This window comes from Mycobacterium sp. NTMscope_MAC_12 (genome assembly GCF_976985675.1).
The window spans coordinates 3,145,715-3,171,193 of the sequence record NZ_CDRJYY010000001.1 but is presented as its reverse complement, the minus strand read 5'-3'; the positions used below and the strand labels follow the sequence as shown (position 1 = coordinate 3,171,193).

The following is a 25,479-nucleotide window of genomic DNA, read 5'->3' as shown; positions in this document are numbered from 1 at the left end:
TCGAGCGCCCCGTTGCCCGGGCAATGAGAAACGCGAGAACCACCTAGACGGTCGACCGGGGGATCGGGATCTCGGCCGTGGGGGCGTCCGCGTCGTCGTCCTCGCGCAGCAGGGTGCGCACCGACGGGCGCGTGCCCACGGAGCGAAGCAGCAGGCTGGCCGGCCGCGGCCGAACCAAGAGCGGCCACCAGAACCAACGCCCGAGCAGGGCCGCGATGGTGGGCGTCATGAACGAGCGCACGATCAAGGTGTCGAACATCAGGCCCAGGCCGATCGTGGTACCGACCTGACCGATGATGCGCAAATCGCTGACCACCATCGATGCCATGGTGAATGCGAACACCAGGCCCGCGTTCGTCACGACCTTGCCGGTGCCGCCCATCGCGCGAATGATGCCCGTATTGATGCCGGCGGCTATTTCCTCTTTCATGCGGGACACCAGCAGCAGGTTGTAGTCCGACCCGACCGCCAGCAGGACGATGACGGACATCGGCAGCACCATCCAGTACAGCTCGATGCCGAAAATGTATTGCCAGATCAGCACCGACAACCCGAACGAGGCGCCCAATGACAGGGTCACCGTGCCCACGATGACAAGGGCGGCGATAAAACTTCGGGTGATGATCAGCATGATGATGAAAATCAGACACAGCGCGCCAACGCCGGCGATCAAGAGGTCGTAGGTCGAACCGTCCCGGAAGTCCTTGAACGTCGACGCGGTACCCGCGATGTTGATCTTGGCGCTTTCGAGTGGCGTGTTCTTGAGCGCTTCTTCGGCCGCCTGCCTGATCTTGTCGATGCGGGCCACGCTTTCCGACGTTGCCGGGTCGCCGCGGTGGGAAATGATGAAGCGGGCGGCCTTTCCGTCCGGCGACAAGAATTGGCTCATCGCTTTCTTGAAGTCCGCATTGTCGAAGATGTCCGGCGGCAGATAGAACGAGTCGTCATTCTTGGAGGCGTCGAAAGCCTCGCCCATGGCAACGGCGTCCTTGTTGTTGCTGTCCATCTGGCCGATGATCCCGGACATGGTGCTGTGATTGGTTAGCATCATCTGTCGCATATCCTCGGACATCGCGATCATCGGCGGGTACTGCTCGAGCAGCTGCGGCATCAGCCTGTCCATATTGTCGAGATCTTTGAGAAGATCCGTCAGTTTGTCGCTGAGCGTATCGACGCCGTCGAGAATTTCGAAAATTTGTCGTAACGACCAGCATATCGGGATGTCATAGCAGTGCTTTTCCCAGTAGAAATAGCTGCGCAAGGGCCGGAAGAAATCCTCGAAGTCGGACATGTGGCCGCGTAGCTCATAAATGACTTCGGCCATTTCCTTGGTCTTGACGATCGTGTCGTGCGTGATATCCGTCATGCGCTTCTGCAATGAATAGATGCGCTTCATGATCTCGATTTGCTTGGCCATCATGTCCGCCTGGACGAGCATGTCGTCCATACGCAGCTGCATGTATTTGATGTCTTGACTCATCATCGCCTGCTGCATGCTGAGCAGGAACGGGATCGACGTGTGCTGGATCGGTGTTCCCTCCGGCCGCGTGATGCCCTGCACCCGAGAAATCCCGTGAACCCCGAAGATTGCCTTGGCAAGCCTGTGCAGCACTAGGAAGTCCGCCGAGTTTCGCATGTCGTGATCGGCCTCGATCATCACGATTTCGGGCATCATCCGCGATTGATTGAAGTGACGATCGGCGGCCGCGTACCCGACGTTGGCGGGAACGCTGTTGGGCATATACAGCCGGTTGTTGTAGCTCGTCTTGTATCCGGGCAACGTTGCCAGGCCGACGATGGCGATCGCTATCGTCGCGCACAGAATGGGTGCGGGCCAGCGGACGATTGCCGTGCCGATCCGGCGCCACCGGCCGAACCCGATCGTGCGCGTCGGGTCGAATAATCCGACGCCACCACCGACGGTCAGCACCGCCGGAACCAACGTCAGAGCGATCAGGACGGAAATCAGCATGCCCAACGAGCAAGGCAGGCCCATGGTTTGGAAGATGGGCATGCGGGTGAAGCTCAGGCACAACATGGCCCCGGCGATCGTCAGACCGGAGCCCAAAACCACGGGGGAGACGCTGCGATAGGTGGTGAAGAACGCGCTTTCCCGGTCCTCGCCGGCTTGGCGTGCCTCTTGATAGCGGCCGAAGAAGAAGATCGCGTAGTCGGTTCCGGCGGCCATTGCCAGTGCCACCAGCAGGTTGACGGCAAAGGTTGAGAGTGCGATGAGGTTGTGGTCGGCGATAAAGGCGATGACACCGCGCGCGGCAAAGACTTCGATGCCCACCGTGAGCAGCAACAGGATCACGGTGATCACCGAGCGGTACACGAAAAGCAGCACGATGAAAATGATCAAGGCGCCGATCATCGTCATCTTCAGAATGGATCGGTCGCCGGCGAGCTGCATATCGGAAAACAGCGCCGCCGGGCCGGTCACATAGGCCTGAATTCCGGGAGGCGGCGGCGTCCGCTCGATGATGTCGCGGATCGCCGCGACAGATTCCTGACCCTGGGTGGTGCCCTGGTTGCCCGCCAGATTCAACTGCACATAGACGGCCTTGCCGTCGGGACTTTGGGCGCCCGCCGCGGTGAGGCGGTCCCCCCACAAATCCTGCACGTGCTCGATGTGCTTGGTGTCGCTTTTGAGCTCACGAACCAATTTGGCGTAGTAGGCGTGCGCAGAGTCTCCGAGCTGCTGCTGCCCCTCGATCACCAGCATCGCGAAGCTGTCGGAATCGGACTCCTTGAAGTCCCTGCCCATGCGCTGCATGGCCTGGACCGCCGGGGCGTCCTGAGGGGCCAGCGGCACCGAATGCTGTTGGCCGACGATCTCGAGCCGCGGGACGCCGAAGGTCACCAGCAGGGTCAGCGCCACCCACCCGATGATGATGAGCGCCGCAAAGCGACGGATGTTCCGGGCGATGCGGGGAGGCCGAGTCCCTTGGGTCGTCATGCGGCCCCCAGCGTGTCTGCGGCGCTATCGCCCTGCGTCACGATGTTCCCCACGGTTGCTGTTCCCATCCTGAAGTGGAAAGCCGCCACTTATTGCGACTGCTTGAGCAGCAACGAACGCACCAACGGACGAGGCCCCGTGGGACGCAGCATCGTGCTGGCGGGGCGGGGGCGTACCAGCTGTGGCCACCAGAACCAGCGCCCCAGCAATGCAGCCACAGAGGGCGTCATGAATGCGCGCACCACCAAGGTGTCAAACAACAGTCCCAAACCGATGGTGGTCCCCAATTGGGCGATGCTGCGCAGGTCGCTGACCACCATCGAGGCCATGGTGAATGCGAACACCAGGCCGGCGTTCGTCACGACCTTGCCGGTGCCGCCCATGGCGCGAATGATTCCGGTGTGGATTCCGGCGGCCAATTCCTCCTTCATGCGGGAGACCAGTAGCAGGTTGTAGTCGGAGCCGACCGCCAACAGCACGATCACCGAGGTGGACAGCACCGTCCAGTGCAGCTGCATGCCAAGCAGGTACTGCCAGACCAACACGGACAGCCCGAAGGATGCCCCGAGGGATAGCAAAACCGTGCCGACGATCACCATGGCGGCAATAAAACTTCGCGTCATGATCAGCATGATGATGAAGATGAGGCAGATCGCGGAGACGCCGGCGATCAGGAGGTCGAACTTGGATCCGTCCACCAAATCTTTGGTGATCGCCGCCGTGCCGGTGAGATAGATCTTGGCGTTTTCGAGGGGCGTTCCCTTGAGCGATTCTTCGGCCGCCGTCTTGATCTGCTCCACCCGCGAGAGGCCCTCGGGTGTCGCCGGGTCACCCCGCTGCGAGATGAGCAGGCGGAAGTCCTTCCCGTCCGGCGACATGAACACCTTCTCGACCCGCTTGAAGGCGTCGGAGCCGTTGATGATCCCCGGCGGCAGGTAGAAGGAATCGTCGTTTCTGGAGGCATCGAACGCCTGTCCCATGACACTCGGATCCTTGGCGCTCGAATCCATCTGGCCCATCACCCCGGACATGGTGCTGTGCATGGTCAGCATCATGTTGCGCATGCCCGACATGGTTTCGATCATGGGCGGGATCTGCATGACCAGTTGCGGAAGGATCATGTCCAGCTGGTCGAGGTTTTTCACCATCTCGCCCAATTTGTCGCTGATCTCGTCAACGCCGTCGAGCGCATCGAAGATGGACCTCAGGGAGTAACAAATCGGAATGTCGTAGCAGTGTTTTTCCCAGTAGAAATAGCTGCGAATCGGCCGGAAAAAATCCTCGAAATCCGAAACACGATCCCGCAGCTCCGACGTGATGTCCTGCATTTCATGCGTCGTCTGGACCATGTGGTGGGTCGTGGCGACGAGTTCCTTCATCAGGCCCAGCATGTGCTGCATGATGCCGATCATTTTCCCGAGCTCTTCGGCCTGGACGAGCATGTCGTTCATGCGGTCTTTTTGGAAGGCCATGTTCTGCATCTGGCTGGCCTGACCCATGCTGATGATCCACGGAATCGTGGTGTGTTGCAGGGGAACACCTTCGGGACGGGTGACGGTCTGCACCGTGGCAATCCCCGGAACCCCGAGCACGGCCTTGGCAACTTTGTTGATCACCAACATATCGGTCGGATTACGCAAATCATGATCGGTCTCGACCAACAGAATCTCGGGCATTTGCATCCGCTGGCCCGGAAAGTGCCGCGCCGCCGCCGCGTACCCCACATTGGCGGGAATGCTTTGCGGAATGAATTTCTGGTCGTCATAACTGGGGTGGTAATTCGGTAGGGCCAACAGGCCGATCAGTGCAATGGCCAACGAGGCAACCAGAATGGGCGCCGGCCACCGGACGATGGCCGTACCGATCCGTCGCCACCGGCGGGCCGAGATCGCCCGCCGAGGCTCGAACAGGCCGAACCGGGCTCCGGCGGCCAGCAGCGCCGGCCCCAGCGTCAGCGCAATCAGCACCGCAACCGCTATGCCGACCGCGCACGGGATACCGAGCGGTTGGAAAAACGGGAGACGGGTGAAGCTGAGGCAGAGCACCGCGCCGGCAATGGTCAAGCCGGAGGCCAACACAACCTTCGCGACCCCAGCGAAAGTGGTGTAAAAGGCGTCTTCGCGACTTTCACCGGCCTGCCGAGCCTCTTGATATCGGCCGACGAAGAAAATGCCGTAGTCGGTTCCCGTCGCGATGACGGCGGCGACCAGCAAGTTGACGGCAAAAGTGGTAAGGCCGACCAGCCCGAGATGGCCGAGAAGCGCGACCATTCCGCGCGCGATCTGCAATTCCAGACCGACGATGAGCAACAGAAGGATGACGGTGACAATCGATCGATAAACGATCAGCAACGTCAGGAAAATCACGCAAAGGCTGGCCAAAGTCACCAGCATGACCGTCTTCGCGCCGGCGCTGTTCATGTCCGCGACGATGGCCGCGGGTCCGGTGACATAGACCTTGAGCCCGGGCGGGGGAGAAGCCTCCTGCACGATCTTTCTCACTGCGGCCACAGATTCGTCGCCCGCGGCCGCGCCCGCGTTTCCGTTCAGGTTCACCTGAACGTATGCGGCTTTGCCGTCCTGGCTTTGCGCGGCGCCGCGGGTAAGCGGATCGCCCCAGAAGTCCTGGACATGCTGCACGTGCGTGCGGTCGGCCTCCAACTGGCGAACCAAGCGGTCGTAATACTTGTGCGCGTCGTCGCCCAGTTGCTGTTGGCCCTCCAGCAGGACCATGGCCATGGCGCCGGTGTTGGTTTCCTTGAAATCCTCGCCCAGGCGTTCCATCGCCTTGAACGACGGTGCGCCCAAAGGACTTAGCGACACCGCATGCTCGGCCGAAACCTTTTCCAGCGAGGGGACGGCGACGCTGATGAGGACGGCGATGCCGAGCCAACCCAAGATGATGGGCACCGACAAGCGGTGGATGATCCGCGCCACCCGTGATCGCGCGGCAGGCCGCTGGGTCTCCAATTGCTCGGTACTCATGTCGCCGTCAGCACGCAGTAGGTGAACGCGTTCAATTGGTGCGAGATCCTCTCGGTCTTGACAACGCCGTCTACCACGATGCGGCAGCCAAGAGTGTCGCTATTGCCCTGCGCCACTACGTTTCCCACGATTGACGGCAACGTCGTCGAGATGTCGAACGTCCACGGCAGCGCGATGCCGGTGATGTGGTTCGGCTCGCCGTTGGCGTCAAAGTAGCTGATGTCGGCCGTCGTCCCCGCCGGCCCGAAGACTTCGTATTTCACGTGCTTGGGGTTAAAGGGTTTGGTGTCCTGTTGCCGTGATTCGGCGTACGAGGGGCGGCGCTCGGAACCGAAAACGCCGTGCAGCCGCGAAACGGTCATGCCCCCGGCAATGACGACGGCCACGATCACCAGCGGAATCCACAGCCGCTTCAGAAAACCGAATATCGCGGCGCCCTTTTGGGGACGATTCGGTAGGCGGCCAGTTTGCTGCGTGGGTTCGGGCGAAGATCGGCGAGCAAAGCCCAAGAAACCGCGTCGCCGGCCAGACGGTTGGCTAATTTCTCGTCCTTCCGCGATGGTGTTGTCGGGCCGGGCCCGCACATCGGAGTCGACCACTGCACCCCCTTCAGCCGTCTTCATGTCCGTGCGGGCTTCGCCCCCGAACATGCAACTACAGACCGGTAGCAACACGCCAGACTGCGGCGCCTCGAATGCGGTGCACGTCGCCGACCAGTCGTGCCTCTGTCACCTCATGCGAGCCCCGCCCCCGGGGAGCGCGACCAGGTCTTGATGAGTAAACCACGCCTGTCGCTTCCGTATCAGTGCTTTGCCAACGCGATACGGGATCGTAATGGATACCACCTGCGTAAACGGCATTTTGCTGACCTATCCGTCCCGCACAGCGGTCGGCAACGCCGCGCACCCACCTAAGCACAGCAGTCATCACGTGTCACCGGCCGGGAGGGTTCAAACGCGCCCCGCCGGGAGCCGGCGGGTTCGCCTCCGGGTGATTTTCGCCCCCTCACGCGTTCGGCTAGGATGTGAGACGACAAGCACAATAACTTCATCGGCCTGAAGGACGTGCCTGCCCCAATAGCGATATTTCGCAATCAACGCCATTGATGCAGGTCACTGCTGCGAATTCAGGGGCATCGGGGCCCTCCGCACACCAATCATTCGATGGCGCCAAGAGCCTTCCAGGTCACACCAGGAACTTTCCCCAAACCGCCGACGGGCAGTGTTGCCCTCCACTATGGTTTGGAGCTGTTCCACTCATGTCCACTATGTATCTGGAGAATTGTGAGCATCAATCCATTCGACGACGACAACGGCAGCTTTTTCGTCCTGGTGAACGACGAAGAGCAACACAGCTTGTGGCCGGCCTTCGCCGATGTTCCAGCGGGCTGGCGAGTGGTACACGGGGAAGCCGATCGAGCTGCGTGTTTGGAATACATCGAGCAGCATTGGCCCGACATCAGGCCGAAGAGCCTGCGGGACAAGCTCGCAACGGGTCGGGGTTTTGACCAGTAACCAGCCGGGGTATGGGGCGGGTGGTGGAGACTTGGGGGAGTCGATGGCGAGGGATGATCGGACGCTGCCATTAACACGCGGGCAGCTTGATATCTGGCTATCCCAAGAAGCAGGCTTCGCCGGCACCCAGTGGCAGCTCGGTCTCCTGGTCAAAATCGACGGCCCCGTCCATCGGGACGCCTTCCAGCAGGCACTCACCCAAGCCGTCAGCGAGGCCGAACCGGGCAGGGTCTCGTTCTTCGAGGTCGACGGCCAAGTCGTCCAGAAGCCGATCGACTACCCCCACGTCGAACTCGAGTTTCACGACCTGACGAGCGCGGCGGATCCGGTGCAGGAAGCCCGCGAAATGTCTTCCTCCATCCAGCGCACGCCGATGCCGTTGAACGGCCAAATGTTCAAATTCGTGCTATTTCAAACTGGGCACGAGGAATTCTATTTGTTTGGTTGCTGCCACCACATTGCCATCGACGGTCTGGGCATGGCCTTGGTGTGCCGCCGGGTGGCGACTATCTATTCCGCGATGGTGGCGGGAAAACCAATTCCCGACGCCTACTTCGGTTCGGCGCAGGACCTGGTCGACCTCGAGTCCGAGTACGAGGCTTCCGAGGACTACCTCCAAGACAAGGCCTACTGGAGCGAACACCTTCCGCCGGAGAGCGGACCCGTCGATCGGCTGCCCGACACCGCGGGCGAGCAGGACCACTACTCGCCGTCCGCGTCGGTCCAGTTGGACCCGTCCGTCGCCAACCGGATCAAGGAGCTGTCCAAAAAGCTGGCCATCCGCCGGTTTTCGGTCACCACCGCCGCCTGCGCCCTGCTGGTGCGCGGATGGTCGGGCAGCGGCTCGGAGGTGGCGCTCGACTTCCCGGTCAGCCGGCGCGTGCGCCCGGAGTCGAAGACGCTTCCCGCGATGCTGGCCGGTGTCGTGCCGCTGGTGCTGGCGACGGAGCCGACAACGACGGTCGCCGACTTCTGCAAGCACGTGGACAAGCGGATCCGCGAACTGCTGCAGCACCAGCGCTTCCCGGTGCACACCCTCGAGGGCGACGGGCTGCGCCAGGCGCCGAACCGCGTCGGCATCAACTTCATCCCGTCCCGGCTGACCCTGGACCTGGCCGGCTCCCCGGCGACGGCGTCGTACACGAACCACGGCCCGGTCGGGCACTTCGGCCTGTTCTTCCTCGGCGCCGGAGACCAGCTCTTCCTCAGCACCGCGGGCCCCGGTCAACCGTTCGCAAGCTTCGGCGTCGCCGACCTGGCGGGCCGGCTGCAGCAGATCCTGGCGGCCATGACCGCCGACCCGGAGCGGCCGCTGTCGTCGATCGACCTGCTGACCCCCGACGAGCCTGCGCTCATCGACCAGTGGAGCAACCGGCCGGCGTTGGCCGAGCCCGCGCCCGCCCCGGTGTCGATCCCGGCCGCGTTCGCCGAACACGTGCAGGCCGCGCCCGACGCGCTGGCCGTGACCTTCGGCGACCACTCGCTGACCTACGCGGAGCTCGACGAGGCGTCGAACCGGTTGGGGCACTTGCTCGCCGGCCACGGCGTGGGCCCCGGCGACTGCGTGGCGGTGATGTTCCCCCGCTGCGCGGACGCCATCGTCTCGATGCTCGCGGTGCTCAAGACCGGGGCGGCCTACGTGCCGATCGACCCCGCGCATGCGTCGTCGCGGATGGACTTCGTCCTCACCGACGCTGCACCCAGCGCGGTGATCACCACGGCGGACCTGCGCCCGCGACTGGACGGCCATGACGTTTTCGTCGTCGATGTGCACGATCCCGAGATCGACGCCCAACCCGACACCGCGCTGCCGAACCCGGCCCCCGAGAACGTCGCCTACATCATCTACACGTCCGGAACCACCGGAACCCCCAAGGGCGTGGCGATCCCGCATCTCAACGTCACGTGGCTGACCGAGTCGCTCGACGCCGCCCTGCCGCCCGGAAATGTCTGGACGCAAAGCCATTCCTCGTCCTTCGACTTCTCGGTGTGGGAGATCTTCGGCGCGCTGCTGCGGGGCAGGCGGCTGCTGGTGGTGCCCGAATCGGTGGCGTCCTCCCCGCAGGACTTCCACGACCTGCTGGTCGCGGAGAAAGTCAGCGTCCTGACCCAGACCCCGTCGGCGGTGGCGATGCTGCCGGCCGAGGACCTGGAGTCCACGGCGCTGGTGGTGGCCGGCGAGGCCTGCCCGACCGACGTCGTCGACCGGTGGGCGGCGCCCGGGCGGGTGATGATCGATGCCTACGGCCCGACCGAAACCACGGTCTGCGCGTCGATCAGCACACCGCTGACGCCGGGCTCCCCGGTGGTGCCGATCGGCTCCCCGATAGCCGGGGCGGCGATGTTCGTGCTCGACAAGTGGCTGCAGCCCGTGCCCGCCGGCGTGGTCGGCGAGTTGTACCTGGCGGGTCGGGGCGTCGGGCACGGCTACGTGCGCCGGGCCGGCCTGACGGCCTCGCGGTTTGTGGCCAACCCCTTCGGCGGGCCGGGGGCACGCATGTACCGCACCGGTGACCTGGTGTGCTGGGGTCCCGACGGGCAGCTGCAGTACCTGGGCCGCGTCGACGAGCAGGTCAAGATCCGCGGCTACCGCATCGAACTCGGCGAGATCCAAGCGGTTTTGGCCGGCCTCGACGGAGTGGACCAGGCCGCCGTGGTCGCCCGCGAGGACCGCCCCGGCGACAAGCGCCTCGTCGGCTACATCACCGGCACCGCCGACCCCGCGGCGCTGCGCGCCCAGCTGGCCGAAAAGCTTCCGCCCTACATGGTGCCGACCGCGGTGATGGTGCTCGACGCCCTGCCGTTGACCGGCAACGGGAAACTCGACAAGCGCGCCCTGCCGTCGCCGGAATACACCGCGAGCGAGTACCGCGCTCCGGCCGACGCGATCGAGGAGATCCTGGCCGACATCTACGCCCAGGTGCTCGGGGTGGAGCGCGTCGGTGTGGACGACTCGTTCTTCGACCTGGGTGGGGACAGCATCCTGTCGATGCAGGTGGTGTCCCGGGCCCGGGCGGCCGGCGTGATCTGCCGCCCGCGGGATGTGTTCGTCGAGCAGACGGTGGCCCGGCTGGCGCGGGTGTCCGAGGTGGCCGTCGACGGCGAGCTCGGCGCGGCCGACGAGGGGATCGGCCCGGTGGTGGCCACCCCGATCATGCGGTGGCTGCAGACCATCGACGGCCCGATCGACGAGTTCAACCAGGCCATGGTGTTGGCGGCGCCCGCCGGGGTGAGCGCCGACGACGTGGCGGTGGTGCTGCAGGCCTTGCTGGATCGCCATCCCATGCTGCGGCTGCGCGTGCAGGACGACGGCTCCGGCGGCTGGTCGCTCGAGGCGCCCGAGGCCGGCTCGGTGCAGGCCGGCGACTGCCTGCGCACGGTCGACGCGCTCTCCGACGCGGAGCTCGTCGAGGCCCGCTCCCGGCTCAACGTGGCCGACGGGATCATGCTGAGCGCGGTATGGGCAAGTGCGACAAACCAATTGGCGTTGATTATCCACCACCTGGCCGTCGACGGTGTGTCGTGGCGGACCCTGATCGAGGACCTCAACATCGCCTGGGTCCAGCATCACAACGCCCAACCGGTGGCGTTGCAGGCGCCCGGAACCTCGTTCGCCCGGTGGTCGTCGCTGCTGGCCGAGCACGCGAAGGATCCGGCGGTCCTCGAGCAGGCCGACGCGTGGCGGGAGGTCGCCGCCACCCCGGCGGCGTTGCCGGCCCCCGGGGCGGAGGACACCTACGCGAACGCCGGACAATTGTCGGCGTCGCTCGACGTCGAGACGACCCGCCTGCTGCTGGGGGAGGTGCCCGCGGCGTTCCACGCCGGCGTGCAGGACATCCTGTTGATCGCGTTCGGCCTGGCGTTCACGGAGTTCCTGGGGTCCGTGGGGACCGTGACGCCGATCGGCATCGACATCGAAGGCCACGGGCGCAACGAAGAGATAGCCTCCCGCGTGGATCTATCCCGCACCGTCGGCTGGTTCACCACCAAATACCCTGCGGCACTGTCGATTACCGGCCGGCTGAACTGGTCGAAGGTGGCGGCGGGGGACGCCGCGCTGGGCGCGGTGATCAAGGACGCCAAGGAACAACTGCGCTCCCTGCCCGACGGCCTCACCTACGGGCTGTTGCGCTACCTGAACAGCGAGGTCGGCCTGCAGGGCTCCGACCCCGTGATCGGGTTCAACTACCTGGGCCGATTGGCCGCGGGGGCAGACCTCTCCGAGGACCTGTGGCGCGTCAGCGAGGACAGCCTGTCGTCGGCCGCCGTGGCAACGGCGGTGGCGATGCCGTTGGCGCACACGGTGGAACTCAACGCCGGCACCATGGACACCGAGGCCGGCCCGCTCCTGCACGCCAACTGGAGGTGGGCGACCTCGGCGCTGACCGACGAGCAAGTAAATCGGTTGAGCCAGTTGTGGTTTGAGGCCCTGAACGGCATCTGCGCGCACGTGCGGGCCGGCGGCGGCGGCTTGACCCCGTCCGACATCGCGCCCGCCCGGCTGGACCAGAAGCAGATCGACGAGCTGTGCCGCCAGCACCAGGTCGCCGACGTGCTGCCGCTGAGCCCCGTGCAGCAGGGGTTGTTGTTCCACACCAGCTTCGCGGCCGAGCTCGAAGACCTCTACGCGGTGCAGCTCGGCATCACCGTGAGCGGCAGCCTGGACGCGAAGCGGCTGCGCGAGGCCGTGCAGACCGCCGTCAACCGCCACCCCAACCTGGTGGCCCGCTTCTTCGACGAATTCGGCGAGCCGGTGCAGATCATCCCGGCCGAGCCCGAAATGGCTTGGCGCTACGTCGAATTGGACGGCGGCACCGACCGAGTCGACCAGCAGCTCGAGGAGTTGGCCGCCGAGGAACGCACCGCCGTGTGCGACCTGGCCGGCCAACCCGCCTTCCGGGCCGCGTTGATCCGCATCGCCGACGACCGGCACCGGCTGCTGTTCACCATCCACCACATCGTGATCGACGGCTGGTCGCTGCCGGTCCTGCTGCGCGAGGTGTTCGCCGGCTACTACGGGCAGCGGCTGCCCGCGCCGCCGTCGTACCGCAGCTACCTGATGTGGTTGGCCGCCCAGGATCACGGCGCCGCGCAAGCCGCGTGGCGCGAGGCGCTGGCCGGATTCGAGGCGCCCACCCTGGTGGCCCCGCCGGGCAAGATCGGGCGGCGCGCCGTTGCCACCTATACAGTTTCGGCCGACACCACGCGCGCCCTCGGGGAGCTGGCCCGCTCCAGCCGCACCACCATCAGCACCGTCCTGCAGGGCGCGTGGGCGCAGCTGCTGACCTGGATGACCGGACAGCACGACGTCGCCTTCGGCACCGCGGTGTCGGGCCGGCCCACCGAGTTGGCCGGCGCGGATGCCATGGTCGGGTTGCTGATCAACACCGTGCCGGTCCGGGCGAACGTCGCCGCCGCGACCACCGTCGTCGACCTGCTCGAGCAGCTGCAACGCGCCCACGCCGACACCCTCGAGCATGAACACTTGGCGCTCAACGAGATTCACCGCGTCACCGGGCACGACCAGCTGTTCGACACGCTGTTCCTCTACGAGAACTACCCGATCGACGCGGGCGCGCTGCTGGGTGTCCAAGAGCTGGCCGTCACCGAGTTCAGCAGCCGCGAATTCAACCACTACCCGCTGTCCGTCGTCGCGACGCCGGGCCACGAACTGAGCCTGCGCGTCGAGTACGACACGGAGGTCTTCGAGGCGACCGCCATCGAAACGCTGATCGAGCGACTGCGCCACGTGATGGCGGCCATGACCGCCGATCCCGCGCAACGGCTTTCGTCGATCGATCTGCTCGACCCCGCCGAGCACGAACGGCTCGACGAGTGGGGCAACCGGGCCGTGCTGGCGCAGCGCCCCACCGGGCAGGAGTCGATTCCGGCGCTGTTCGCCGCGCAGGTCGCCCGCGCCGCCGACGCGGTCGCGATCACCTGCGGCGAGCGCTCGTTCACCTACCGCGAGGTCGAAGAGTCGGCAAACCGGTTGGCGCACTTGCTCGTTGGGCAGGGCGCCGGCCCGGGCCAGCGGGTCGCGGTGGTGATCCCGCGGTCGGCCGAAGCGGTGATCGCGATCTTCGCGGTGCTCAAGACCGGGGCGGCCTATGTGCCGATCGACCCGAGCGTGCCCGCGGCGCGGCTGGAGTTCGTGCTCGGCGATGCCGCCCCGATCGCGGCGGTGACCACCGCCGAGGTGCGGCCGCAGCTGGCCGGGTTCGTCGGGCAGATCATCGACCTCGACGACGCCGCCGTGGCCGACCAGCCGACGAACGGCCTGCCGGCGCCGGCGGCCGAGAACATCGCCTACATCATCTACACGTCGGGCACGACCGGAACGCCCAAGGGCGTGGCGATCCCGCACCGCAACGTGACGTTGCTGCTCGAGACACTCGATGCTCAGCTGGGGTTGGGCCAGGTGTGGACGCAATGTCACTCGCTGGCGTTTGACTTCTCGGTGTGGGAGGTCTTCGGGTCACTGCTGTACGGCGGGCGCCTCGTGGTGGTGCCCGACGCGGTGGTGCGCTCGGCGGAAGACTTGCACGCCTTGCTGGTTCGCGAGCAGGTCAGCGTGCTAAGCCAGACCCCGTCGGCGTTCTACGCCCTGCAGAGCGCCGACGCGTTGGCGCCGGAGCTCGGTGAGCAGCTGAAGTTGCAGACGGTCGTGTTCGGTGGGGAAGCCCTTGAGCCGCACCGCTTGTCGACGTGGCTGCATCACCACCCCGGCCTGCCGCGGATGATCAACATGTACGGCATCACCGAGACCACGGTGCACGCCTCGTTCCGCGAGATCCTCGGCGGCGACGTCGGCAGCAACGTCAGCCCGATCGGGGTGCCGCTGGCCAACCTCGGTTTCTTCGTGCTCGACGGCTGGCTGCGGCCGGTGCCTGTCGGGGTGGTGGGCGAGTTGTATGTCGCCGGCGGCGGATTGGCCACCGGCTACGTGGGCCGCCCCGGGCTGTCGGCAACAAGATTCGTGGCCTGCCCGTACGGGGCCCCCGGCGCGCGCATGTATCGCACCGGCGACCTCGTCCGCTGGGGCGCCGACGGCCAGTTGCAGTACATCGGCCGCGCCGACGAACAGGTCAAGATCCGCGGCTACCGCATCGAACTCGGCGAAATCCAGGCCGCGCTCGCCTCGCTGAGCGGCGTCGAGCACGCCGCCGTGATCGCCCGCGAGGACCGCCCCGGCGACAAGCGCCTCGTCGCCTACGTCACCGGCACCGCCGACCCGGCCGACGCGCGGGCCCAACTCAGCGAGCGGCTGCCCGGCTACATGGTGCCCTCGGCGGTAGTCGTGCTCGACGCGCTGCCTTTGACCGTCAACGGCAAGCTCGACACCCGCGCCCTGCCGGCGCCGGAATACTCCGACGTCGACCGCTACCGGGCGCCGGCGAGCGCCATCGAGGAGATCCTGGCCGGCATCTACGCCCAGGTGCTGGGCGTCGAGCGCGTCGGGGTTGACGACTCCTTCTTCGACCTCGGCGGCGACAGCATCCTGTCGATGCAGGTGGTGGCCCGCGCCCGCGCCGCCGGCGTGGTGTGCCGCCCGCGGGACGTCTTCACCGAGCAGACCGTCGCGCGCCTGGCGAGGGTCGCCACGATCGCGAGCCCCGAGGACGACGTCGTCGACGAGGGGATCGGGCCGGTGGTGGCCACCCCGATCATGCGCTGGCTGCAGAACATGGACGGCCCCGTCGAGCAGTTCAACCAGACGATGGTGCTGGCGGTCCCCGCCGACGTCACCGCCGACGACGTGGCCGTGGTGCTGCAGGCGTTGCTGGACCGGCACGCGATGCTGCGGGTGCGCGTCGAGGACGACGGCGTGGGCGGCTGGTCGTTCGAGGTGCCCGAGCCCGGCTCCGTGCAGGCCGGCGACTGCCTGGAGACCGTCGACGAGTTGTCCGAGGCGGAGCTGGTCGACGCCCGGTCGCGGCTGAACCTGGCCGACGGCCTGCTGATCAGCGCGGTATGGGCAAGTGCGACAAACCAATTGGCGTTGATCATCCACCACCTTGCCGTCGACGGCGTGTCGTGGCGGACCCTGATCGAGGACCTCAACATCGCTTGGGCGCAGCACCACAGCGGCCAGCCGGTGGCCCTGCCGGTGGGCGGCACCTCGTTCGCCCGGTGGTCGTCGCTGCTGGACGAGCACGCGCGCCGCCCCGAGGTGGTCGAGCGGGCCGAGGAGTGGCGGCAGGTGGCCGCGACCCCGGCGGTGGTGCCGGCCGCGCAGCCCGAGGACACCTACGCGAACGCCGGGCAGCTGTCGGCGTCGCTGGACGTCGAGACGACCCGCCTGCTGCTGGGGGAGGTGCCCGCGGCGTTTCACGCTGGGGTGCAAGACATTTTGCTGATCGCGTTCGGGTTGGCGTGGACGCAGTTCGTGGGCACCGGCGCGCCGATCGCCATCGACGTCGAGGGCCACGGGCGCAGCGAGGAGCTCGGCCCGCAGGTGGACCTTTCGCGCACGGTGGGGTGGTTCACCGCCAAGTACCCCGTGTCCTTGCGGGTCGGTGGCCTGTCGTGGGGCCAGGTGATCGGCGGTGACGCGGCGCTGGGCCCGGTGATCAAGGACGCCAAGGAGCAACTGCGCGCCCTGCCCGACGGCCTCACCTACGGGTTGCTGCGCTACCTGAATCCCGATGTGGACCTTGGTGATTCGGATCCCGCCATCAGCTTCAACTACCTGGGCCGCCTGGGCGGCGGCGCCGCCGACCTGTCGCCCGAACTGTGGCAGCTGAGCGAGGACAGCTTCGCGTTGGCCGGCGCGGCCGGGGCGGTTGCCCTGCCGTTGCCGCACACCGTGGAGCTCAACGCCGGCACCATGGACACCGCCGACGGCCCACACCTGCAGGCCAACTGGACGTGGGCGACCTCGGCGCTGGACGAAAAGCAGATCGGCAAGCTCAGCGAGCTGTGGTTCGACGCGCTGGCCGGCATCTGCGCGCACGTCCGCGACGGTGGCGGCGGGTTGACCCCGTCGGACCTCGCCCCCGCCCGGTTGACCCAGCGGGACATCGACGAACTGCAGCAGCAGCACCGCGTCGCCGACGTGCTGCCGCTGACCCCGCTGCAGCAGGGACTGCTGTTCCACACCGGCACCGCCCAGGGCGGCCAAGACTCCGAAGACCTCTACGCCGTGCAGCTCGACATCTCGGTGAGCGGCGCCATCGACCCCGAGCGGCTGCGCGAGGCCGTGCGGACCGTCATCACCCGCCACCCCAACGTGGTGGCCCGGTTCAGCGAGGACTTCGGCGAGCCGGTGCAGATCATGGCGGCCGCCCCGGATCTGGCCTGGCAATACGTCGAGCTGGACTCCGGCACCGGCTTGGACCAACAAGACGAGCAGATCGAGGCGCTCTCGGCCGCCGAACGCGTCGCCGTCTGCGACCTGGCGGGCAAGGCGCCGTTCCGGGCCGCGCTGATCCGCACCGGCGACGACAGCTACCGGTTCGTGCTCACCAACCACCACATCGTGCTCGACGGCTGGTCCAAGCCCGTCCTGCTGCAGGAGATCTTCGCCAGCTACTTCGGGGTGCGGCTGCCCGCGCCGGTGCCCTACCGCAGCTTCATCACCTGGCTGTCCGAGCAGGACCGCGCCGCCGCCCAGGCGGCCTGGCGCGAGGTGCTGGCCGGGTTCGACACCCCCACGCTGGTGGGTCCGTCGGGCCGGATGGGCCTCGGCCCGCGCGGCGTCGCCGAGTTCCAGGTGTCCGCGGAGACCAGCCGCCTGCTCGGCGAACTGGCCCGCTCGTGCCGCACGACCGTCAGCACCGTGCTGCAGGCGGCCTGGGCGCAGCTGCTGATGTGGCTGACCGGCCAGCACGATGTGGTGTTCGGCACGGCGGTTTCGGGTCGGCCGACCGAATTGGCCGGTGCGGAGTCCATGGTCGGCCTGCTGATCAACACCGTGCCGGTGCGGGCGACCATCGGCGCCGAAACCACCATCGCCGACCTGCTTGACCAGCTACAACGCACCTATACCAGCACCCTCGACCACCAGCATCTGGCGCTCAATGAAATCCATCGTGTAACGGGACACGACCAAATATTCGACACAATGTTCGTGTACGAGAACTATCCCCTCGATACTGCCGCGCTATCGGCCGTGGACGAGTTAACTATTAGGGGATTCACGAATCGGGAATACAACCATTACCCGCTTTCGGTGCAAGCCGTGCCGGGCCATGAAATTGGTCTTCGCGTCGAGTTCGATACCGACGTCTTCGGCGAGGCGAGGATCGAGAAGCTGGTCGAGCGTTTCAAGCGGGTGCTGGAAGCCATGACCGTGGACTTGGAGGAGCAGTCATGACCGTCGGTGCGGGACGGCGATTGTTGTCGATTGATCTACTGGATGGCGGCGAGCACGACCGACTCGACGAGTGGGGTAACCGGGCGATATTGACCAAGCCGGTCAAGGCGCCGGCGTCCATTTCCGAAATGTTTGCGACCCAGGTGACGCGCACCCCCCAGGCGACGGCGCTGAGTTTCGAGGGTCGCTCGATGACGTACCTGGAACTCGATGAGGCCGCCAACCGGCTGGCGCACCTGCTGGCCGAGCAGGGCGCGGGCCCGGGCGAGTGCGTGGCGCTGCTGTTCTCCCGCTCGGCCGAGGCCATCATCTCGATCCTGGCGGTGCTGAAGACCGGCGCCGCATACCTGCCGATCGACCCCGCCCTGCCGGCGGCCCGCATGGAATTCATGCTCGGCGACGCCACGCCGATCGCCGCGGTCACCACCGCCAGCCTCCGCACCCGGCTGGAGGGCTTCGACCTGCCGGTCATCGACGTCGACGAGGCCGCGGCGTACAGCCAGCCCAGTAGCGCGCTGCCGGGGCCGGAGCCCGAGGACATCGCCTACATGATCTACACCTCGGGGACCACGGGCGTCCCCAAGGGGGTGGCCGTCACGCACCGCAACGTGACCGAATTCCTGAAGACCCTGCACGCCAAGCTGCCGTCCGGCTCGGGCCAGGTGTGGTCGCAGTGGCACTCGCTGGTGTTCGACGTCTCGGTGTGGGAGATCTGGGGCGCCCTGCTGCACGGCGGGCGCCTGGTCGTCGTCCCCGAATCGGTCGCGGCCTCGCCCGACGACCTGCACGACCTGCTGGTCGCCGAGAAGGTCACCGTGCTGAGCCAGACCCCCTCCGCGGTGGGGATGCTCTCGCCCGAGGGCCTGGACTCGACGGCGCTGGTGGTGGCCGGCGAGGCCTGCCCCGCCGAGGTCGTCGACCGGTGGGCGCCCGGACGCGTGATGATCAACGCCTACGGCCCGACCGAGGCCACCGTCTACGCCGCGATGAGCGCGCCGCTGGCGGGGGATTCGGGCGCGCCGCCGATCGGATCGCCGGTGCCCGGCGCGGCGCTGTTCGTCCTGGACAAGTGGCTGCGGCCCGCGCCCGAGGGCGTGGTCGGCGAGTTGTACGTGGCCGGCCGCGGCGTGGCCACCGGCTACGCGCGCCGCTCCGGCCTGACGGCGTCGCGCTTCGTGGCCTGCCCCTTCGGCGGCCCCGGGGCGCGGATGTACCGCACCGGCGACCTGGTGCGCTGGGGCGCCGACGGGCAGCTGCAATACCTGGGCCGCGCCGACGAGCAGGTCAAGATCCGCGGCTACCGCATCGAACTCGGCGAGATCCAGTCGGCCCTGGCCGCGCTGGACGGGGTGGACCAGGCCGCGGTGATCGCCCGTGAGGACCGTCCCGGCGACAAGCGCCTCGTCGGCTACATCACCGGCACCGCCGACCCGGCGGAGCTGCGCACCCAGCTGGGCAAGCGGCTGCCCGCCTACATGGTCCCCGCCGCGGTGGTGGTGCTCGAGGCGCTGCCGCTGACGGTCAACGGCAAGCTCGACAAGCGCGCCCTGCCCGCGCCGGAGTACCACAAGCGCGCCGGTGAGTATCGCGCCCCGTCCAACCACACCGAGGAGATCCTGGCCGGCATCTACGCCCAGGTGCTGGGCGTGGAACGCGTCGGCGTCGACGACTCCTTCTTCGACCTCGGCGGCGACAGCATCCTGTCGATGCAGGTGGTGGCCCGAGCCCGCGCCGCCGGCGTGATGTGCCGGCCCCGCGACGTGTTCGTCGAGCAGACCGTGGCCCGGCTGGCCCGCGTGGCCACCGACCGCGACGACGAGGAGGACGTGGTCGACGAGGGGATCGGCCCCGTGGTGGCCACCCCCATCATGCGGTGGCTGCAAACCGTTGACGGCCCGATCGACGACTTCAACCAGACCATGGTGCTGGCGGCGCCCGCGGGCGTCACCGCCGACGACGTGGCCGTGGTGCTACAGGCCCTGCTGGACCGCCACCCCATGCTGCGGCTGCGCGTCGAGGACGACGGCTCCGGCGGCTGGAACCTGCAGGCGCCCGACCCGGGCTCGGTGCAGGCCGGCGACTGCCTGCAGTCGGTCGACGCGCTGAGCGACGCGACGCTCGTCGAGGCGCGGTCGCGGCTGAACCCGGGCGCCGGTGTGATGGTGAGCGCCGTATGGACAAGCGAGACAAGCCAATTGGCGTTGATCATCCACCACGTGGCCGTCGACGGTGTGTCGTGGCGGACCCTGATCGAGGACCTCAACATCGCCTGGGCGCAGCACCACAGCGGCCAGCCGGTGGCGCTGCCCGTGGGCGGGACCTCGTTCGCCCGGTGGTCGTCGCTGCTCGCCGAGCACGCGCAGAGCCCGGCCGTCGTCGAGCAGGCCGACGCCTGGCGCGAGGTGGTGTCCACCCCGGCCGTGCTGCCGGCGGTGCGACCCGAGGAGGACACCTACCAGACGGCCGAGCAGTTGTCGGTGTCCCTGGACGTCGAGACCACCCGGCTGTTGCTGGGTGAGGTGCCCGCGGCGTTCCACGCCGGGGTGCAAGACATCCTGTTGATCGCGTTCGGGATGGCCTGGACGGAATTCCTCGGTTCCAAGGCTGCTGGCACCCCGATCGGCATCGACGTCGAGGGCCACGGGCGCCAGGAAGAGCTGGGACCGCACGTCGACCTGTCGCGCACCGTCGGCTGGTTCACCACCAAGTACCCGGTGGCGCTGACCATCGACGGCCTGGACTGGGCCGGCGTCGTCGGCGGTGACGACGCGCTGGGCGCGATCGTCAAGGCCGCCAAGGAGCAGCTGCGCGCGCTGCCCGACGGGCTGACCTACGGCCTGCTGCGCTACCTGAACCCCGACATCGAGCTGGGTGGATCCGACCCGGTGATCGGCTTCAACTACCTGGGACGGCTCGGCGCGGCCGCGGACCTGCCCGGCGAGCTGTGGCGGCTCAGCCCCGACAGCCTGTCGCTCAGTGGCGCCGCCGCGGCGGTGGCGATGCCGCTCATGCACACCGTCGACCTCAACGCCGGCACCATGGACACCGAGGACGGCCCGCACCTGCACGCCAACTGGACGTGGGCGGCTTCGGCGATGGACCGCGAGCAGATCAGCCGGCTCAGCCAGCTGTGGTTCGAGGCCCTGGCCGGAATCTGCGCCCACGTGCAAGGCGGTGGCGGCGGGCTGACCCCGTCCGACATCGCGCCGGCGCGCCTGAACCAGAAACAGATCGACGAGCTGAGCAAGCAGCACCAGATCGCCGACATCCTGCCGCTGACCCCGCTGCAGCAGGGCCTGCTCTTCCACGCCAGCTTCGCCCAAGACCCGGGCGACGACGTCTACGCGGTGCAGCTCGGCATCACCGTGACCGGCGCCCTGGATTCGCACCGGCTGCACGAGGCGGTGCACACCGTGGTGAACCGCCACCCCAACCTGGCGGCCCGGTTCTGCCCGCAGTTCGGCGAGCCCGTGCAGGTGATCCCGGCCGACCCGGTCATGGCGTGGCGCTACATCCAGCTGGGCCCCGAAGACCTCGACCCCGAAAAACGGGTCGAGGAGCTGTGCGCCGCCGAGCGCGCCGCGGTGAGCGACCTGGCCAACCGGCCGGCGTTCCGGGCCGCGCTGATCCGCACCGCGGACAACCGCTACCGGTTCGTGCTCACCAACCACCACATCGTGATGGACGGCTGGTCGCTGCCCATCCTGCTGCGCGAGATCCTGGCCAACTACTACGGCGACCAGCTGCCCGCGCCCGCGACCTACCGCAGCTACCTCACCTGGCTGGCCGGCCAGGACCGCACCGCCGCGCAGGCCGCGTGGCGCGAGGTGCTCGACGGCTTCGAGGCGCCCACCCTGGTGGGCCCGGCGGGCCGGATGCGCCTCGGCCGGCGGGCCGTGGAGTCCTACCGGCTCTCCGCGGAGACCACCCGCGCCCTGGGCGAGCTGGCCCGCTCCTGCCACACCACCGTCAACACCGTGCTGCAGGCGGGTTGGGCGCAACTGCTGATGCGGCTCACCGGCCAGCATGACGTGGCGTTCGGCACCGCCGTCTCGGGCCGGCCCGCCGACCTGGCCGGCGCCGAATCGATGGTGGGCCTGCTAATCAACACCGTCCCGGTGCGCGCCAACATCGACGCGGAGACGACCGTCGCCGACGTGTTGGAGCAGCTGCAGCAGCACCACAACGACACCCTCGAACACGAGCATCTGGCGCTGAGCGAGATCCACCGCGTGACCGGTCACGACGCGCTGTTCGACACCCTGTTCCTGTACGAGAACTACCCGATCGACACCAGCGTGCCGCTGGGCTTCCACGAGTTGGCCATCACCGATGTCACCAACCGCGAGTACAACCACTACCCGCTGTCGGTGATGGCGCTCCCGGGCCGCGAACTGGGCCTGCGCGTCGAATACGACACCGACGTGTTCGACGCGGCCGGCATCGAGAAGATGACCGAGAGGTTCCAGCGGGTGCTCTCGGAGATGACCGTCGATCCCACCCGACGGCTGATGGCGCTCGACGTGGTCGACGAGGCCGAGCACGAGCTGCTCGACGCGTGGGGCAACCGGCCCGTGCTGAGCCAGCCGGCGACCGGCAAGTCGATCCCGGGGTTGTTCGCCGCGCAGGTGGCCCGCACCCCGGACGCGGCGGCGCTGACCTTCGAGGGCCGCTCGATGACCTATCGGGAGCTCGACGAGGCCGCAAACCGGTTGGCGCACTTGCTGATCGAAGAGGGCGCGGGCCCCGGCGAGCGCGTCGCGCTGCTGTTCTCCCGGTCGGCCGACGCGATCGTCTCGATCCTCGCGGTCCTCAAGACGGGGGCGGCGTACCTGCCCATCGACCCGGCGCTGCCCTCCGCGCGGATCGAGTTCCTGCTCACCGACGCCGAGCCGGTCGCCGTGATCACCACGACGGGCCTGCGGTCGCGGCTGGAGGGCTGCCGCCCGACGGTCATCGACGTCGACGACCCGGCGCTGGACACCCAGCCCAGCGCGGCGCTGCCGATCCCGTCGTCGGACAACATCGCCTACCTCATCTACACGTCGGGCACCACCGGCGTCCCCAAGGGCGTGGCCGTCACCCATGACAACGCCACCCAGCTGGTGGAGTCGCTGCACGCCGAGCTGCCGGAGGCGGGGGTGTGGGCGCAGTGGCACTCCCTGGTGTTCGACGTGTCGGTGCACGAGATCTGGGGCGCGCTGCTGCACGGCGGCCGGCTGGTCGTGGTGCCCGAATCGGTCGCGGCCTCCCCGGACGAGCTGCACGCGCTGCTGGTCTCCGAAGGCGTCACCGTGCTGAGCCAGACCCCGTCGGCGGTCGGCATGCTCTCGCCGGAGGGCCTGGACTCGACGGCGTTGGTGGTGGCCGGTGAGGCCTGCCCGGTCGAGGTCGTCGACCGGTGGGCGACGGGCCGCGTGATGATCAACGCCTACGGCCCGACCGAGGCCACGGTGTACGCGGCGATGAGCGCGCCGCTGCAGGCCGGGGCGGGGTCCGCGCCGATCGGTTCGCCGGTGCCGCGGGCCGCGCTGTTCGTGCTGGACCGGTGGCTGCGCCCGGCGCCCGAGGGCGTCGTCGGCGAGCTGTACATCGCCGGTCACGGTGTGGCGACGGGATATTCGCGGCGGTCCGGCCTGACGGCGTCGCGGTTCGTGGCCTGCCCGTTCGGCGGCCCGGGCGCGCGGATGTACCGCACCGGCGACCTGGTCCGGTGGGGCCACGACGGCCAGCTCGAGTACCTCGGCCGCGCCGACGAACAGGTCAAGATCCGCGGCTACCGCATCGAACTCGGCGAGGTGCAGGCGGCCCTGGCCGGGCTGGACGGCGTCGAGCAGGCGGCCGTGATCGCCCGCGAGGACCGTCCCGGCGACAAGCGGCTGGTGGGTTACATCACCGGCACCGCCGACCCGGTCGGCATCCGCATCCAGCTGGCCGACCGGCTGCCGGCCTACATGGTGCCGGCCGCGGTCGTCGTGCTCGACGCGCTGCCGCTGACGGTCAACGGCAAGCTCGACAAGCGCGCCCTGCCCGCACCGGAATACCAGAAGCGCGGCGGCGAGTACGTCGCCCCGTCCAACCCCACCGAAGAGACCGTCGCCGGCATCTTCGCCCGGGTCCTCGGGATGGAACGTGTCTCGGTCGAGGACTCCTTCTTCGAGCTCGGCGGCGACTCGCTGTCGGCGATGCGGGTGATCGCCGAGATCAACACCGCCGTGGACGGCGCCCTGTCGGTCCGCACGCTGTTCGACTCGCAGTCCATCCGGGGCCTGGCCCAGCGGATCACCAGCGGCTCCGGCACCGAGAACGCGGCGGGCCCCGGCTTCGCGGCGGTGCACGGCGCCGACGCGACCGAGGTGTACGCCCGCGACCTCACGCTGGACAAGTTCATCGACGCGACGACGCTGGCCGCCGTGCCGTCGCTGCGCGCACCGAGCTCCGAGGTGCGGACGGTCCTGCTGACCGGCGCCACCGGTTTCCTGGGTCGCTACCTCGCGCTGGAATGGCTCGAGCAGCTGGAACAGGTTGAGGGCAAGCTGATCTGCCTGGTGCGGGCCCGCACGGATGAAGAGGCGAGGACTCGCCTCGAGAAGACCTTCGACAGCGGTGACCCCGAATTGCTGCGGCACTTCCGGGAACTGGCCGAAGACCACCTGCAGGTGGTCGCCGGCGACAAGGGCCAGGCCAACCTGGGCCTGGACGAACAGACCTGGCAGCAGCTGGCCGACACCGTCGACCTGATCGTCGACTCCGCGGCCGTCGTCAACGGTGTGCTGCCCTACAACGAGCTGTTCACGCCCAACGTCGGGGGTACGGCCGAGCTGATCCGGTTGGCGCTCACCACGAAGATGAAGCCGTACGCGTACGTGTCGACTTCGGACGTGGGGCGCCAGATCGAGCCGTCGGCGTTCACCGAGGACGCCGACATCCGGGTCATCAGCGCCACCCGCGTCATCGACGGCAGCTACGCCAACGGCTACGGCAACAGCAAGTGGGCGGGCGAGGTGCTGCTGCGCGAGGCCCACGACCTGTGCGGCCTGCCGGTCTCGGTGTTCCGCTCCGACATGATCCTGGCCGACACCAGCTACGCCGGCCAGCTCAACGTGGCGGACATCTTCACCCGGATGATCCTGAGCATCGTGGCCACCGGCTGCGCGCCCAAGTCGTTCTATCAGCTCGACGCCGACGGCAAGCGGCAGTGCGCGCACTTCGACGGGCTGCCCGTCGAGTTCGTCGCCGAGGCGATCGCCAAGCTGGGCGCCCAGGTGATGGAGGGGTTCGAGACCTACCACGTGATGAACCCGCACGACGACGGCATCGGGCTCGACGAATACGTCGACTGGCTCATCGACGCCGGCTACCCGATCGAGCGCGTCGGCGACTTCGGGGAGTGGCTGCAGCGCTTCGAGACCGGCCTGCGCGGCCTGCCGGAACGGCAGCGGCAGAACTCGGTCCTGCAGATGCTGCTGTTGCTGCTGCGCGACCCGAAGAACCTGCAACCCGCCGAGCCGGCCCGCGGCGCGTTCGCGCCGACCGAGCGGTTCCGCGCCGCCGTGCAGGAAGCGAAAGTCGGTCCGGACAACGACATCCCGCACGTGAGCGCGCCGGTGATCGTCAAGTACGTCACCGATCTGCAACTGCTCGGCCTGCTCTAACCCGTCGAGGAACTCCAGCGCGGCGCGGTCCCTACGGACCGCGCCGCGC

Annotated in this window: 6 protein-coding genes; 3 read left to right on the top strand and 3 right to left on the bottom strand. The window is 67.7% G+C overall.

Annotated features, from left to right (window positions below; genetic code table 11):
• Positions 1-43: 43 nt before the first annotated feature.
• From AC0KS4_RS14295 to AC0KS4_RS14285, 3 genes are all read right to left on the bottom strand, one after another.
• Positions 44-2,959, bottom strand: a complete 2,916-nt coding sequence (locus AC0KS4_RS14295; protein WP_238956208.1) for an MMPL/RND family transporter — start codon at positions 2,957-2,959, stop codon at positions 44-46.
• An 89-nt stretch (positions 2,960-3,048) separates the two neighbouring features.
• Positions 3,049-5,943: an MMPL/RND family transporter gene (locus AC0KS4_RS14290; RefSeq protein WP_225327578.1), complete on the bottom strand. Its 2,895-nt coding sequence runs from the start codon at positions 5,941-5,943 to the stop codon at positions 3,049-3,051.
• Positions 5,940-6,359, bottom strand: coding sequence for an MmpS family transport accessory protein (locus AC0KS4_RS14285; protein WP_225327603.1), 420 nt, complete (start codon positions 6,357-6,359; stop codon positions 5,940-5,942). The genes AC0KS4_RS14290 and AC0KS4_RS14285 overlap by 4 nt, the downstream gene beginning before the upstream one ends.
• Positions 6,360-7,226: 867 nt before the next feature.
• Here AC0KS4_RS14285 and AC0KS4_RS14280 point away from each other — a divergent pair.
• From AC0KS4_RS14280 to AC0KS4_RS14270, 3 genes are read left to right on the top strand one after another with little or no spacing between them, the layout of a single operon-like run.
• A complete protein-coding gene (locus tag AC0KS4_RS14280; RefSeq protein ID WP_003877688.1) occupies positions 7,227-7,457 on the top strand; it encodes an MbtH family protein in 231 nt (76 codons plus the stop codon).
• Between the two features lie 43 nt (positions 7,458-7,500).
• Positions 7,501-17,775 (top strand): non-ribosomal peptide synthetase, encoded by a 10,275-nt coding sequence (locus tag AC0KS4_RS14275; RefSeq protein WP_238956207.1) that lies wholly within the window; start codon positions 7,501-7,503, stop codon positions 17,773-17,775.
• A 20-nt stretch (positions 17,776-17,795) separates the two neighbouring features.
• Complete coding sequence (locus tag AC0KS4_RS14270) at positions 17,796-25,430, top strand: non-ribosomal peptide synthetase (protein ID WP_425326356.1); 7,635 nt, start codon at positions 17,796-17,798, stop codon at positions 25,428-25,430.
• Positions 25,431-25,479: the final 49 nt, after the last annotated feature.